At 54.4% G+C, this 14,510-nt stretch carries 14 protein-coding genes and 1 tRNA gene; all 15 read left to right on the top strand.

The genetic code is table 11. From position 1 onward, the window contains the following. A partial coding sequence (locus tag WC515_08900; GenBank protein ID MFA5147476.1) for a hypothetical protein occupies window positions 1-115 on the top strand: 115 nt, incomplete at its 5' end. 4 nt (window positions 116-119) lie between these two features. Then, the gene (gene rpmG / locus WC515_08895) at window positions 120-275 is read left to right on the top strand and encodes a 50S ribosomal protein L33 (GenBank protein ID MFA5147475.1); all 156 of its coding nucleotides are present in this window, start codon (window positions 120-122) and stop codon (window positions 273-275) included. Window positions 276-381: 106 nt separating this feature from the next. Continuing rightward, window positions 382-458, top strand: a tRNA-Trp gene (locus WC515_08890). A gap of 109 nt (window positions 459-567) precedes the next feature. After that, window positions 568-759: a preprotein translocase subunit SecE gene (gene secE, locus WC515_08885; GenBank protein MFA5147474.1), complete on the top strand. Its 192-nt coding sequence runs from the start codon at window positions 568-570 to the stop codon at window positions 757-759. A gap of 18 nt (window positions 760-777) precedes the next feature. Beyond that, window positions 778-1,308, top strand: coding sequence for a transcription termination/antitermination protein NusG (nusG, locus tag WC515_08880; protein ID MFA5147473.1), 531 nt, complete (start codon window positions 778-780; stop codon window positions 1,306-1,308). An 89-nt stretch (window positions 1,309-1,397) separates the two neighbouring features. Next, complete coding sequence (gene rplK / locus WC515_08875) at window positions 1,398-1,823, top strand: 50S ribosomal protein L11 (protein ID MFA5147472.1); 426 nt, start codon at window positions 1,398-1,400, stop codon at window positions 1,821-1,823. A 4-nt stretch (window positions 1,824-1,827) separates the two neighbouring features. Then, window positions 1,828-2,532, top strand: coding sequence for a 50S ribosomal protein L1 (gene rplA, locus WC515_08870; GenBank protein MFA5147471.1), 705 nt, complete (start codon window positions 1,828-1,830; stop codon window positions 2,530-2,532). A gap of 7 nt (window positions 2,533-2,539) precedes the next feature. Continuing rightward, the gene (rplJ, locus tag WC515_08865; GenBank protein ID MFA5147470.1) at window positions 2,540-3,112 is read left to right on the top strand and encodes a 50S ribosomal protein L10; all 573 of its coding nucleotides are present in this window, start codon (window positions 2,540-2,542) and stop codon (window positions 3,110-3,112) included. A 51-nt stretch (window positions 3,113-3,163) separates the two neighbouring features. After that, the gene (gene rplL, locus WC515_08860; protein MFA5147469.1) at window positions 3,164-3,586 is read left to right on the top strand and encodes a 50S ribosomal protein L7/L12; all 423 of its coding nucleotides are present in this window, start codon (window positions 3,164-3,166) and stop codon (window positions 3,584-3,586) included. Window positions 3,587-3,599: 13 nt separating this feature from the next. Continuing rightward, window positions 3,600-7,307 (top strand): DNA-directed RNA polymerase subunit beta, encoded by a 3,708-nt coding sequence (rpoB, locus tag WC515_08855; protein MFA5147468.1) that lies wholly within the window; start codon window positions 3,600-3,602, stop codon window positions 7,305-7,307. 21 nt (window positions 7,308-7,328) lie between these two features. After that, window positions 7,329-11,354, top strand: coding sequence for a DNA-directed RNA polymerase subunit beta' (gene rpoC, locus WC515_08850; GenBank protein ID MFA5147467.1), 4,026 nt, complete (start codon window positions 7,329-7,331; stop codon window positions 11,352-11,354). A gap of 3 nt (window positions 11,355-11,357) precedes the next feature. Then, window positions 11,358-11,756 (top strand): 30S ribosomal protein S12, encoded by a 399-nt coding sequence (gene rpsL, locus WC515_08845; GenBank protein ID MFA5147466.1) that lies wholly within the window; start codon window positions 11,358-11,360, stop codon window positions 11,754-11,756. A gap of 15 nt (window positions 11,757-11,771) precedes the next feature. Continuing rightward, on the top strand, window positions 11,772-12,239 hold the full coding sequence (gene rpsG, locus WC515_08840; protein ID MFA5147465.1) for a 30S ribosomal protein S7: 468 nt from the start codon (window positions 11,772-11,774) through the stop codon (window positions 12,237-12,239). 36 nt (window positions 12,240-12,275) lie between these two features. Further along, window positions 12,276-14,378 carry an elongation factor G gene (gene fusA, locus WC515_08835; GenBank protein ID MFA5147464.1) on the top strand — a complete coding sequence of 701 codons (2,103 nt, stop codon included), beginning with the start codon at window positions 12,276-12,278 and terminating at the stop codon, window positions 14,376-14,378. An 18-nt stretch (window positions 14,379-14,396) separates the two neighbouring features. Beyond that, a partial coding sequence (locus tag WC515_08830) for a GTP-binding protein (GenBank protein ID MFA5147463.1) occupies window positions 14,397-14,510 on the top strand: 114 nt, incomplete at its 3' end.

Raw genomic sequence — 14,510 nt, 5'->3', positions numbered from 1 at the left:
GAATATAGAGATAACCCTAATCACGCCGATAGCGCTCGAGAAGGAACTGAGGTTCGCCGTAAGAGAAGGCGGACACACGGTAGGCGCGGGAGTCGTGACACAGGTCATTGAGTGATACGATGGCACAAGAGGTTATCACATTCGAATGTTCTCAGTGCAAGAACAGGAACTATTCTTCCACAAAGAACAAGAAGAAGAATCCCGATAAGCTCGAGTTGAAGAAGTTCTGTAAAACTTGTAAGAAACATACACCACATAAGGAGATAAAGTCGTAATCTAGAAGGCCCTTGCCTGTAGGCGAGGTCGTGGAGCGCGAAGGTTACCGGTGAACCAGAAGGTCTCCTCTGTACTGAAAGGCGATGCCTGGAAGGCGGTCGACGGAGGCCAGTAGCTCTAATTGGTAGAGCAGCGGTCTCCAAAACCGCGTGTTGGGGGTTCGAGTCCCTCCTGGCCTGCCACTCCCTAACGGAATATCGGGTGGGCGGTCGCGATTAGGGAATCGAGAAACGCGCGGAAAAGCGCCAGGTTCGCTCCAGCCGTATGTTTCGCAGGAATAAATAACTTACTATGGCAAATAAAGTCGCTGTCTTTTTTAAGGATGTTAAATTGGAGATGTCCAAGGTCTCGTGGCCGACCAAAGACGAGCTGATCGGTTCCACGGTAGTGGTCCTGGTCTCTCTGGCCATATTGACCGCGTTCATCGGCGTATGCGATATCATACTTTCGAAGATCGTGAACGTAATAATGTCGCGATTGTAGGGACGGGATAGCTTAAGCATGGCAAAACAATGGTACGTTATTCATACACAGACGGGATACGAGGACAGGGTCAGGACAACGCTGGAAGGGAAGCTGAAGACCGACGCCGCCAAAGAGCTCATCTCGCAGATACTCATACCGAAGGAGCAGGTATCGGAAGTCAAAGCGGGTAAGAAGAAGATATCGCAGAGGAAGTTCTTTCCCGGCTATATACTCGTCGAGATGGAGATGACCGACGAGAGCTGGTACCTGATAAAGTCGATCCCCGGCGTCACGGGGTTCGTAGGCGCAGGCGCAAAACCGCTCCCGCTGAACGAGGAAGAGATAAAGACGATCCTGAAGCAGGCGGAAGAGGCAAAGGAGAAACTGACGCCCAAGGTGATGTTCGAAAAGGGCGAGAACATCAGGGTAACGGACGGGCCGTTCACCAACTTTAACGGTTCCGTCGAAGAGGCGAACCTCGCCAAGGGCAGGGTAAAGGTTATGATATCTATATTCGGCAGGGCAACCCCGGTCGAACTTGAGGCATGGCAGATAGAGAAGGTATAGAGAGCTATCAGCCGTCAGCTCTCAGCTATCAGCTAAAACAAAAAGCTGATAGCTGCTGAAAGCTGAAAGCTGAAAGCTGAAAGCTGAAAATGGCAAAGAAAGTAAAAGCGATCATAAAGCTATATTGTCCGGCCGGAAGCGCAAACCCGGCGCCGCCGGTAGGGCCCGCTTTGGGCCAGCACGGCCTTAATATAATGGAGTTCTGTAAAACTTTTAACGAGAGGTCAAAAGGCCAGGAAGGGCTGACGCTGCCGGTCGTGATAACGGCGTATGAGGACAGGTCTTTTACCTTTATAATAAAGAGCCCACCGTCGACCGTCCTTTTGAAGCGGGCGGCCGGAGTCGCCAAGGCGAGCGGCACCCCCAATAAGGAGAAGGTCGGGAAGGTCACGAAGGAACAGGTCAAAGAGATAGCGAAGATGAAGATGAAGGACCTGAATACCGCCGATATCGAAAAGGCGGTAAAGATGATAAAAGGCACCGCCAGGAACATGGGCATAGAGGTAGAGGAATAAGATCATGAAGAAGATGACGAAGAAGCTAAAAGAGATGTCGACGCTCTTCGATAAAGATAAGGCGTACGGCCTGAAAGACGCGATCTCCGTGCTGAAGAAACTGCCAAAGCGTAAATTCGACGAGACGGTGGAGATATCCGCAAAAGTGAATATAGAATCGAAGCAGGCGCAGTCCGGCGTCACCATCAGGGGCACAGTCGCGTTGCCGCACGGCACAGGCAAACCGGTGCGTATAGCCGTCTTCTGTAAAGGCGAGGAAGAGAAGAAGGCCAAGGAGGCGGGCGCCGAACATGTAGGGGCAGAGGACCTCGTAGCGAAGGTGCAGGGCGGCTGGTCGGATTTCGACGTTGCGATAGCGACACCGGATATGATGAAGGACATAGCCAAACTCGGTAAGATATTGGGCCCTAGAGGGCTCATGCCCAACCCGAAAGCCGGCACGGTGACGCTCGATACCGCCAAGGCCATTAAAGAGGTCAAGAAGGGCAAGATCGAATACAAGATGGATAAACAGGCGGGTATACACGCGCCCGTAGGGAAGCTGTCCTTCGACGAGAAGGCGATCTACGAGAACGCGCACACCCTTATAGACGCGATCATGGCATCCAACCCTTCAGGAATGCGCGGGCAGCATATAAAGAGCATGTTCTTATCGACCACTATGGGGCCGGGGCTCAGGATAGACCTGGCAGAGTTCAGGAAGGCGTAAAGAGAAGATGGCAAAACAGCAGAAATTCGGTAAAGAGTGCAAAGAACGGATGATAGAAGAGATCTCTTTACGGCTTAAAGAGAACCCGGACTTCTTCATAACCAGCTACATGGGCTCTACCAATGCCGACCTTGAGATATTGAGGCGTAACCTCAAGAAGGTCTCGGGCAGATATTTCGTCGTCAAGAACTCCACCCTGAAGGTCGTCCTCAATAAATTGAAGCTGGAGGTCATGGCGCCCCACGTAGAAGGCGGAGTAGGTGTCTCTCTCAGCGGTGACGACCTCATATCGACCTGCAAGGCGCTTGTATCCTTCGCGAAGGACCACGAAAAATTCAAATTGAAAGGCGCTTTTATAGAAGGCAAGAGCCTGTCTCCGGCCAGGATCAAAGAGCTGGCCGGTCTGCCCAGCCGCGAAGTCCTGCTGGCGACAGTGTTCGGTACCATGAAATCGCCAATTACAGGTTTTGTGAATGTATTGAGCGGCACGCTCAGGAAGTTCGTTTACGCGGTCAACGCCATAAAGACGAAGAAAGAGGGTGAGGCAGCCCCGGCGGCCGAAGTCAAGGCCGCAACTTAGGTGTATAAGGTCAAGAGCAATAAAATATAACGAAGAAGGAGAGTGAAGAAGATGGAAGCGAATGAGACAAAGGAAGCTAAGGTAGAGCTGACGAAGAAGATGAAAGACGTGATGGAGACGATCGGGTCGATGACGGTCCTCGAACTTGCGGACCTCGTCAAGGCGCTCGAGGAGAAGTTCGGCGTACAGGCAGCCGCGGCGATGGCTATGCCGATGGCGGGAGCAGCCGCCGGAGCAGCCGCTGCGGCACCGGCCGAAGAGAAGACGAGTTTCAATGTCGTTCTCGCAAGCGCCGGCGCCAGCAAGATCCAGGTCATCAAGGAACTTCGCGCGTTGACAAGCCTCGGCCTGAAAGAGGCCAAGGACCTGGTAGACGCCGCGCCTAAGACGATCAAGGAAGGCGCAACGAAGGAAGAGGCCGACAAGATAAAGAAACAGCTCGAAGCGGCCGGAGCGAAGATAGAACTGAAGTAACCGAAAAAGGTCTATGATAAAGCGAAAGAACTACGCCAAGATCGAGGAGTGTTTCGAGATACCGAACCTCCTTGAGATACAGCTGCAGTCTTACGAAGAGTTCCTTCAGAAGGATGTCGCGAAAGCGAAGCGTAAGAACCTTGGGCTCGAATCCGCATTCCGGGAGATATTCCCAATGGAGAGCCCGGACGGCGAATACCGCCTCGAATACCTGAGCTACGGCATAGGAAAGCCCAAGTACGGCATCTTCGAATGCCAGAAGCGCGGTATGTCATATGCCGGTCCTCTCAGGGTCATGCTCCGTTTGAAGTCCAAGAAAGAGACGAAGGAACAGGAGGTCTATCTCGGCGACATACCTCTCATGACGGAGACGGGCACCTTCATCGTGAACGGCGATGAACGCGTCGTGGTGAGCCAGCTTCACCGTTCTCCGGGCATATCCTTCGAATCGGAGATGCATCCGACCGGTAAAAAGATATTCTCCGCGAGGATAATACCGTACAGGGGGGCATGGCTTGAATTCGAATTCGACGCAAATGACGTCCTCCACGTATATGTCGACAGGCGCCGGAAATTCCTGGCCACAACGCTCCTAAGGGTATTCGGGTACTCTACCGACGACGATATATTGAAGGCGTTCTGCGGGATAGATAAGCACGACCTGACCAGGTCCGCGCAACTTAAAGAGATGGCAGGCCAGGTGCTGGCCAAAGACGTCGTCTCCAAAGAGTCGGGCTCGGTCATAGCCGAGAAGAATACCAAGATAACGAGCGAGCTTGCGGATAAGATCTGGGACGCGTCGGTCAGGCACGTAGAGGTATTCAAGACCGTTATACCGGAGATGACCAATACCCTCAAGAAGGACCACGCCAAGACCAGGGAAGACGCGCTGATGGAAGTATACAGGAAACTGCGTCCCGGCGATCCTCCGACAGTCGAATCATCCGCTAACCTGGTCAACAAACTGTTATTCGATCCCAAGAGATACGATCTCGGCCAGGTCGGCCGGCATATGCTTAACAGGAAACTGGGCATGAAGGTCTCCCTGGACGAACGGCTTATAACGCCAGAGACGCTGGTCCAGGTGGTCCTGAAATTGCTGGCCATCAAGGGCGGCGAAGGCGAGATAGACGATATAGACCACCTGGGTAACAGGCGCGTGCGCTGCGTCGGAGAGCTCCTCCTGAACCAGCTGCGCATAGGGCTGGTAAGGGTAGAGCGTACCGCTAAAGAGCGTATGAACCTTTACGACCTTGCCAATGTGATGCCTCACCAGCTGATAAATGCCAAGCTCATATCGAGCGCCATAAGGGATTTTTTCGGACGCAGCCAGCTCTCGCAGTTCATGGACCAGACCAACCCGCTTGCCGAGTTGACACACAAGCGCCGCCTTAGCGCGCTGGGCCCCGGCGGGTTGAACAGGGAGAGGGCAGGTTTTGAGGTCCGCGACGTTCATTATACCCACTACGGCCGGCTCTGTCCGATAGAGACGCCGGAAGGGCCGAATATCGGACTGATATCGTCGCTCAGCACATACGGCAAAATAAACGAATTCGGTTTCATAGAGACACCCTATCGTAAAGTCACGGAGGGGCGCGTTACGGATAAGATAGAGTACCTCTCCGCCGATATAGAAGATATGTACATGATAGCCCAGGCGAACTCCAAGCTCGATTCTAAGGGGTACCTTTCCGAGGATAAGGTCTTTTGCCGTTACAAGGACGATTTCGTGCAGGCGAACCCGAAAGAGGTGCAGTATATGGATGTCTCGCCGAGGCAGCTCGTCTCGGCCGCAGCCAGCCTAATACCGTTCCTTGAGCATGACGATGCTAACCGCGCGCTCATGGGATCGAACATGCAGCGCCAGGCGGTCCCGCTCCTCGATACGGAAGCGCCTCTGGTCGGCACCGGCATGGAGTATCTATCGGCCAGGGATTCCGGGTCGGTGGTCGTCGCCAAAAACTCGGGCACGGTAACCGCGGTCGACAGCACGGAGATAGTGGTAAGCGGCGAGCGCTACCCCCTGCGTAAATACGAGCGCTCGAACGCGAACACATGCATAAATCAGAGGCCGCTGGTAAAGCTGGGCCAGAAGGTCAAAGAGGGAGAGGTATTGGCGGACGGGGCCGCCACGAAAGACGGGGAACTTGCCCTTGGGCGTAATATACTCGTGGCGTTCATGCCATGGCGCGGCTATAACTTTGAGGATGCCATACTGCTGAATGAGAAGATGGTCAGCGAGGACAGGTATACCTCTATACATATAGAGGAATTCGAGATAGAGGCGCGCGACACCCGCCTGGGGAACGAAGAGATCACAAGGGACATACCGAACGTGAGCGAAGAGGCGCTGGCCAATCTCGATGAGGGCGGAATAATAAGGATCGGCGCGGAGGTCGAACCGGGCGATATCCTTGTGGGGAAGGTGACGCCCAAGTCGGAGACGGAGCTTTCGCCGGAGGAGAAACTGCTGAGGGCCATATTCGGCGAAAAGGCAGGCGACGTCCGGGACGCATCGCTTATCGCTTCTCCCGGGGTAGAGGGTATAGTCGTAGACGTCAGGATATTTTCCAGGCGCGAAGCCCGGTCCAAGACCAAAGAGGAGAGGGCGGCGGAAGTAAAAGAGATAAAAGAGATAGAGAAGATATATGAGGCACAGATAGAGAAGATAAAGGAAGAGAAGTACAGGAAGACCCACAAGCTTCTCGTCGGCCAGAAACTCGCGGCAGGCCTCCTGGACCAGGAATCGGGCAGGGCGCTGATCGCCCAGGGCAGGACCGTGCGGGTCAAGGACCTCAAGAAGATAGTCGAAAAAGGAGACCTGGAGAGCGTAAAGATAGTCAATAACCCCGACCAGGAGCAGGAGATAGCCAGGATCACCCGTCTCCTCGATGCGCAGATAGAGGACATATCTTTCGAGATGGAGCGCGAGATCGACAGGGTGAAACGCGGCGACGAGCTCCCCCCGGGTGTATTGAAGAAGGTCAAGGTATACGTAGCGAGCAAGAAGAAGATATCGGTGGGAGACAAGATGGCGGGCCGGCACGGGAATAAGGGTGTCATCGCGAAGATCCTCCCCGAAGAAGATATGCCGTTCCTGGCGGACGGTACACCCGTAGAAGTGGTCCTGAATCCGCTGGGCGTGCCCAGCCGTATGAACGTAGGTCAGATACTTGAGACGCACCTTGGGTGGGCGGCCAAGCTATTAGGTTTCCATGTGTCGAGCCCGGTATTCGACGGCGCGACCGAGGTAGAGATAAAAGATGAGATGAAGAAGGCCCAGATACCGCTTGACGGCAAGGTGGCGGTCTATGACGGCCTCACGGGAAGGCAGTTCGACCAGAAGGTCACGGTCGGCTACATCTATATGATGAAGCTCGCCCACCTCGTAGATGACAAGATACACGCCAGGTCGATCGGTCCGTACTCGCTCGTAACCCAGCAGCCGCTCGGCGGCAAAGCGCAGTTCGGCGGCCAGAGGTTCGGAGAGATGGAAGTGTGGGCGCTTGAGGCATACGGGGCCGCCTTTACGCTCCAGGAGCTGCTCACCGTGAAGAGCGACGATGTGCTCGGCAGGACCAAGATATATGAGGCGATCGTAAAGGGAGAGAATAAGCTTCAGACAGGGACGCCGGAGTCGTTCAATGTCCTTATAAAAGAGCTCCAGAGCTTATGCCTGGACCTTAAGATGGAAAAGAAGGCTTTGCCGGAAGAGGAATAACAGCAGAAGGCCAAAAATATTATGACAGAAGAGATACCGCAATTTAACGCGATCACCATAAGAATAGCGGCGCCGCAGACTATCAAGTCGTGGTCCAAAGGCGAAGTCAAGAAGCCGGAGACGATCAACTACAGGACGTTGAAGCCCGAAAAAGACGGGTTGTTCTGCGAGAGGATATTCGGTCCGACTAAGGACTACGAGTGCAACTGCGGCAAATATAAGAGGATAAAGCACAAAGGCATAATCTGCGACCGCTGCGGCGTAGAGGTCACGCGGTCGAGCGTCAGGCGCGAAAGGATGGGTCACATAGACCTTGCCTGCCCAGTATCGCACGTCTGGTTCTTCAAGGTCATGCCCTCCAGGATAGGGGCGCTTCTCGGCATAAGCACCAGGGACCTGGAGAAGGTCCTCTATTACGAAGAGTATATAGTCATCGACCCCGGCGAGACGTCATTGAAGAAGCTCGATCTTCTGCCGGAAGAGAGATATAAAGAATACAGGGAGAAGTTCGGCCAGACGTTCACGGCAAAGATGGGGGCCGAGGCGGTGAAGGACCTTTTGAAGGAGATGGACCTCGATAAGCTGGCGAACAAGGTCAAGAGAGAGATCAAGGACTCAAAGTCCGACAACACGCAGAAGAAGAGCGCCAAACTTCTCCGGCTCATCGACGCGTTCAAAGGTTCCGGCAACAGACCCGAATCGATGATATTGGAGATAATCCCGGTCATACCGCCCGACCTTAGGCCGCTTGTGCCGCTTGACGGCGGAAGGTTCGCGACGAGCGATCTGAACGACCTCTACCGCAGGGTCATCAACAGGAATAATCGTCTCAAAAAACTTATTGAACTGAAGGCGCCCGAGATCATAATAAGGAACGAGAAGAGGATGCTGCAGGAGGCGGTCGACGCCCTCTTCGATAACGGCAGGCACGGCAGGCCGGTCCTCGGACCGGGCAACAGGCCCCTCAAGTCGCTGAGCGATATGCTGAAGGGCAAACAGGGCCGGTTCCGGCAGAACCTTCTCGGGAAGAGGGTCGACTACTCGGGCAGGAGCGTCATCGTGGTCGGGCCTGAGCTTAAATTGAACGAATGCGGGTTGCCGAAGAAGATGGCGCTGGAGCTCTTCGAACCATTCATAATAAAGAAGCTTAAAGAGAAGGGGTTTGTCCACACTATCAAGAGCGCGAAGAAGATGGTCGAGAAGGCGAAACTCGAGGTATGGGACATACTCGACGACGTCATAAAGGACCACCCCGTAATGCTGAACAGGGCCCCTACGCTTCACCGGTTGGGCATACAGGCATTCCAGCCGATACTGATAGAAGGCAATGCCATAAGGATACATCCGCTCGTCTGCACGGCATTCAACGCCGACTTTGACGGAGACCAGATGGCGGTCCATGTGCCGCTTTCGATAGAGGCGCAGATGGAAGTGAGCCTCCTGATGATGTCGGCGAACAATATATTCTCTCCGGCCGACGGCCGTCCGATAACGACGCCGACCCAGGACATAGTCCTGGGGTGCCACTATCTCACCAAGGAGAGGCCCGGGGCGAAGGGGGAGGGCATAACCTTCGCTTCGCCCGAGGAGGTCATAGTCGCATATCAGGACGAAGAGGTGGAGCTGCACGCCAAGGTGAAGGTGGACATAGACGGAAAGATAACCGGTACGACGGTCGGCAGGATCATGTTCAACCAGGTGCTCCCGGAAGGCATCGGATATGTGAACGATACCATGGATAAGTCGCGGTTGAGCAAACTGATCAACAAGTGCTATAAGATCAAGGGCCACCAGACGGTCATAAAGCTTCTCGACGATCTGAAGAGGATGGGTTTTGAGGAAGCCACAAAGGCGGGCCTCTCGATCTCGGTGAGCGACCTGGTCATCCCGGAGAAGAAGAAAGAGTTCATAGATAAGACGAAAGAGAAGGTCAAGCACGTAGAGGACCAGTATAAACGCGGCTTGATAACCGACAGGGAGCGTTATCAGAAGATACTCGACCTCTGGACGCACGCTACGGACGATGTCTCCGACCTTATATTCAGGGAGCTCGACCCGTTCAACCCCGTATTCATGATGGCCGATTCCGGCGCGCGAGGTTCAAAGCTGCAGATACGCCAGCTCGCCGGCATGAGAGGCCTCATGGCCAAGCCGTCAGGCGAGATCATCGAGACGCCTATTACGGCCAATTTCCGCGAAGGGTTGACCGTCCTCGAATACTTCATATCGTCCCACGGGGCCCGCAAGGGTCTGGCCGATACCGCTCTTAAGACCGCCGATTCCGGGTATCTGACCCGGCGTCTCGTCGACGTGGCGCAGGACGTCATCATCTCGGTGGACGATTGCGGCACGCTTAACGGGATACTCATAAGCGCCATAATCGAGGGTGACGAAGTCGTCGTGAAGCTTTCCGAGCGTATCATAGGAAGGGTCGCCCTGGATAATATAGTCGATGTCATCACCGATACGGTCCTGGTGGAAGCAGGCAGCGAGATAACCGAAGATAAGGCGAAGCAGATAGAAGAGGCGGGCATAGAGAAGATAAGGATCCGGAGCGTCCTGACATGCGAAGCGAGGCACGGCGTCTGTGTCAAATGCTACGGGCGTAACCTGGCGACCGGCAGGATAGTCGAGCCGGGTGAGGCGGTGGGCATAGTCGCCGCCCAGTCGATAGGTGAGCCCGGTACGCAGCTGACGATGAGGACGTTCCATATCGGAGGCACCGCGAGAAGGATCGTCGAACAGTCCTACATAGAGTCGAAGAATAAGGGAACGGTCAAATATCATAACCTCAAAGTGGTAAAGACGAGGAAAGAAGGCGAATTCATCGTCCTTAACAGGAACGGCCAGTTGAGCATAAACGACGCCAGCGGCCGGGAGCTCGAGCGTTACACGGTGCCGCAGGGCGCTATAATAAGGGTCGAAGAAGAGAAGACGGTCGACGCCGGAGTCATATTCGTCATATGGGACCCGTATACCGTCCCAATATTGACCGAGGTCGGCGGGAATATAAAGTATGAGGATATCAAGGAAGGCGTCACTATGCGGGAGGAGGTCGACCCCGTAACTAAACTTAAGAACAGGGTCATCGTAGAACATAAAGGTGACTACCATCCTCAGGTGCTCGTGTTGAACGATAAGGACGAGGTCCTGGCCATATATCCCATCCCGGCCAACGCGCACATAGTGGTAGGTGACGGAAAGAGTGTGGCGGCCGGAGATATAGTAGCCAAGACGCCGCGCCTCATAACAAAGACGAAAGATATAACGGGAGGTCTCCCCAGGGTAGCCGAGCTCTTTGAAGCCAGGAGGCCCAAGGACCCGGCCGTGGTAAGCGAAATAGACGGCATCGTGGAATTCGGGGAGTCGAAGAAGGGGCAGAAGCGCGTTGTGGTCACATCGACGACAGGTATGAAGAAGGAATATATGATCCCGCACGGAAAGCACCTCAACGTCTACAAGGGCGATAAGGTGCTCTCCGGGCAGCAGCTCACGGACGGTCCCGTTGTGCCTCAGGATATCCTGAGGGTCTCCGGGGATAAGAAGCTGCAGGAATACCTTGTGAACGAGGTCCAGGAAGTATACAGGCTACAGGGTGTAAATATAAACGATAAGCACATAGAGGTGATCGTCAGACAGATGCTGCGGAAGATGAAGATCGAGGATCCGGGCGACACCGCTTTCCTGAACGGACAGCAGGTGGACAAAGGGATATATCTGCAGGAGAATAAGAGGGTCGTCAGGAAGAAAGGGAAGCCCGCGCGGGCCACTCCGGTGCTTCTGGGGATCACCAAGGCGTCGCTCAATACGGAGAGCTTCATATCCGCGGCAAGCTTCCAGGAGACGACCAGGGTCCTTGCGGACGCGGCGGCCTCAGGCAGGGTCGATTATCTGAGAGGATTGAAAGAGAATATAATCATGGGACATCTCATCCCGGCCGGGACAGGATTCGAAACGCACAGGAATATAGCACTCGTTAAGAACGTTTTTGAAGAGCCCAAGAAGACCGAACCTAAGGAAGAAGAAAAGGCAAAGGAAGAAAAGTAATCTATGCCGACCATAAATCAGCTGATACGTTTGGGGAGAGAGAAGTTCAGTATGAAGAGCAAATCGCCTGCTCTGAGGGGTTGTCCTCAGAGGCGCGGCGTCTGTCTTCAGGTGAAGACGCAGACACCCAAGAAACCGAACTCGGCGCTCAGAAAAGTCGCAAGGGTCCGTCTTACCAATTCTGTAGAGGTCACGGCCTATATCCCCGGGGTCGGCCATAACCTGCAGGAACATTCTATTGTGCTGGTCAGGGGCGGAAGGGTCAAAGACCTTCCCGGCGTAAGATACCACATAGTGCGGGGCGTCCTGGATACGGCCGGTGTGGTCGACCGGAAGAAATCCCGCTCAAAATACGGGGCAAAGCGTCCGAAAGAGAAAGCGGCGGCCAAGAAGGCAGCATAAAAGGAAGAGAGAGTTATGAGGAGAAGAAGGGCAGAGAAGCGGGAGATCGTACCCGATCCCAAATATAAGAATGTCACGGTGGCGAAGTTCATAAATATCGTGATGACACGCGGCAAGAGGGCCGTTGCCGAAGGCATAGTGTACAGGTGTTTTGACGCGCTTGCCGAGAAGACGGGAAAGCCCGCGCTCGAGGTCTTCCAGAAGGCGCTCGACAATTCGAGGCCTCTTCTGGAGGTAAAGCCCAGGAGGATAGGCGGGGCCACATACCAGGTGCCCATAGAGGTCAGGCCTGACCGCGGTGTTTCGATAGCCATGAGGTGGATAAGGAATTTTGCGCGTGTCAAAAAGGGGAAGCCGATGGAGACGAAGCTATCGGAAGAGATACTGGATGCGTTCAACGGCCAGGGATCTGCGATAAAGAAGAGGGAAGATACTCATAAGATGGCGGAGTCGAACAAGGCCTTCGCCCACTACAGATGGTAAGCATAAATGGAAGAGACGATAACGTTAGATAATACGATGACTACAAAAAAGCACGCACGACTGGAAGCGATACGGAATATAGGGATCATTGCCCACATCGACGCCGGTAAGACGACCACCACGGAGCGGCTCCTCTACTTTACCGGAAAGGTATACAAGATAGGCCAGGTCGATGAAGGCACGGCGGTGATGGATTGGATGGTGCAGGAGCAGGAGCGGGGTATAACCATAACGAGCGCAGCGACGACCTGCTTCTGGAAAGAGAAGAACATCAACATCATCGATACGCCCGGCCATGTCGATTTCACCGCGGAAGTCGAGCGTTCGCTCAAGGTCCTGGACGGCGCCGTGGTCGTCTTCTGCGCGGTGGGATGTGTCCAGCCGCAGTCGGAGACCGTGTGGCGCCAGGCCGATAAGTACGGCGTGCCGCGCATCGCATTCGTGAACAAGATGGACAGGACGGGCGCCAATTTCCTGAATGTCGTAAAAGAGATGAAGACGCGGCTGGGCGCCCATCCCATACCGGTCCAGATACCCATAGGGGCTGAAGGTAATTTTGCGGGCGTGGTCGACCTGATCACGATGAAGGCACTGATATATAAGGGCGAAGGCGAAAACGCCACCATGGAGACAGGGGAGATACCCCAGGAAGTCAAAAAACTGGCCAGCGAGTACCGCCACAACCTGATAGAGAAGCTGGGAGAGGTGGACGAGATGGTGATGGAGCGCTATATACACGAGAAGGGATTATATCCTCACGAGATACGGGAAATAGTGCGCAAGGCGACCATAAGCGGAAAGATGGTCCCGGTGCTCTGCGGCGCATCGTTCAAGAACAAAGGCATACAGCCGCTTCTCGACGCCATTACCGACTACCTGCCGTCGCCGCTCGACATACCTCCGGTAAAGGGGATAAACCCCGATACGGAAGAAGAGGTCACTCGCAAGCCGTCCGAAGACGAAAAGTTCTGCGGTCTCGTATTCAAGGTCACGACCGACCCTTTTGTCGGCAAGCTCACTTACGTAAGGGTATATTCGGGAAAGGTGGAGCAGGGAGGGTATGTCTACAATGCCGCAAAGGATACAAAGGAGCGGATAGGGAAGATCCTCAAGATGCACGCCAATAAACAGGAGATAGTGGATGTGGCGCTGGCAGGCGATATAGTCGCGGTGGTCGGATTGAAGAATACCACGACCGGGGATACCATATGCGAAGAGGAGTACCCGATCATACTCGAATCGATGCACTTCCCGGAGCCCGTCATATCAATGGCCATAGAGCCCAAGACGAAGGCGGACCAGGAGCGGTTGGGCATGGCCCTTCACAAGATGGAGGAAGAGGACCCGACGTTCAAGGTGACATACAATAAAGAGACAGGGCAGACGATAATAAGCGGGATGGGAGAGCTGCACCTGGAGATAATAATAGACAGGATGCTCAGGGAATTCAAGGTGGCGGCCAACGTGGATAAGCCGCACGTCGCATATAAAGAGACGATCACTAAATCGACGAGGTCGGTAGGTAAGTTCATACAGCAATCGGGCGGTCGCGGCCAGTACGGCCACGTGGTGCTCGATATAGCCCCCGCCCCGAAGGGTTCAGGGATACTCTTCGAAAGCAAGATCATAGGCGGCTCCATACCGAGAGAGTATATACCTTCCGTAAAGGAGGGCGTCACCGAGGCCGCGCTTAACGGTGCCCTTGCCGGTTATCCCGTTACCGATGTCGATGTCAAGCTCGTAGACGGGTCGTTCCATGAGGTCGACTCCTCGGATATCGCGTTCCATATGGCGGCATCCATAGGTTTCAACGAGGGGCTGAAGAACGGCGCTCCGATACTGCTTGAGCCGATCATGAACCTCGAGGTGACGGTGCCGGAGCAGTATTTAGGGGAAGTCGTAGGGGACTTGAGCGCGCGCCGGGTAAAGATAGAGGCGATCCAGGACCGCGCGAACTTGAAAGTGGTAAGAGGGTTTGCGCCGCTTGCGGAGATGTTCGGTTATTCTACTACCGTGCGCAGCCTGACGCAGGGAAGGGCCAGCCATACTATGGAGCCCTCTTTCTATCAGGAAGTGCCGAAGAATATAGCGATAAAGATAATAGAGACGTCCAAGGGAGAGACGAAGAGTCATAAATAGATACCAAGGGAGGCCTTTATGGCAAAGGAAACGTTTGTCAGGTCAAAACCTCACGTGAATATCGGTACCATCGGCCACATCGACCACGGTAAGACGACGCTTACGGCCGCGCTACTGGCGACGCTTGCAAAG

This window comes from Candidatus Omnitrophota bacterium, assembly GCA_041650805.1.
Taxonomy (GTDB): Bacteria; Omnitrophota; Gorgyraeia; order 2-01-FULL-45-10; family 2-01-FULL-45-10; genus JBAZKM01.
This window is presented reverse-complemented; position numbering and strand designations above follow the sequence as displayed.

Coding starts and splice junctions, on each gene's coding strand:
- rpoB (MFA5147468.1), top strand. CDS start 3,600: ATGATAAAGCGAAAGAACTACGCCAAGATCGAGGAGTGTTTCGAGATA.
- rplA (MFA5147471.1), top strand. CDS start 1,828: ATGAAGAAGATGACGAAGAAGCTAAAAGAGATGTCGACGCTCTTCGAT.
- rpsG (MFA5147465.1), top strand. CDS start 11,772: ATGAGGAGAAGAAGGGCAGAGAAGCGGGAGATCGTACCCGATCCCAAA.
- secE (MFA5147474.1), top strand. CDS start 568: ATGGCAAATAAAGTCGCTGTCTTTTTTAAGGATGTTAAATTGGAGATG.
- nusG (MFA5147473.1), top strand. CDS start 778: ATGGCAAAACAATGGTACGTTATTCATACACAGACGGGATACGAGGAC.
- rplL (MFA5147469.1), top strand. CDS start 3,164: ATGGAAGCGAATGAGACAAAGGAAGCTAAGGTAGAGCTGACGAAGAAG.
- rpoC (MFA5147467.1), top strand. CDS start 7,329: ATGACAGAAGAGATACCGCAATTTAACGCGATCACCATAAGAATAGCG.
- rplJ (MFA5147470.1), top strand. CDS start 2,540: ATGGCAAAACAGCAGAAATTCGGTAAAGAGTGCAAAGAACGGATGATA.
- rplK (MFA5147472.1), top strand. CDS start 1,398: ATGGCAAAGAAAGTAAAAGCGATCATAAAGCTATATTGTCCGGCCGGA.
- fusA (MFA5147464.1), top strand. CDS start 12,276: ATGACTACAAAAAAGCACGCACGACTGGAAGCGATACGGAATATAGGG.
- rpsL (MFA5147466.1), top strand. CDS start 11,358: ATGCCGACCATAAATCAGCTGATACGTTTGGGGAGAGAGAAGTTCAGT.
- rpmG (MFA5147475.1), top strand. CDS start 120: ATGGCACAAGAGGTTATCACATTCGAATGTTCTCAGTGCAAGAACAGG.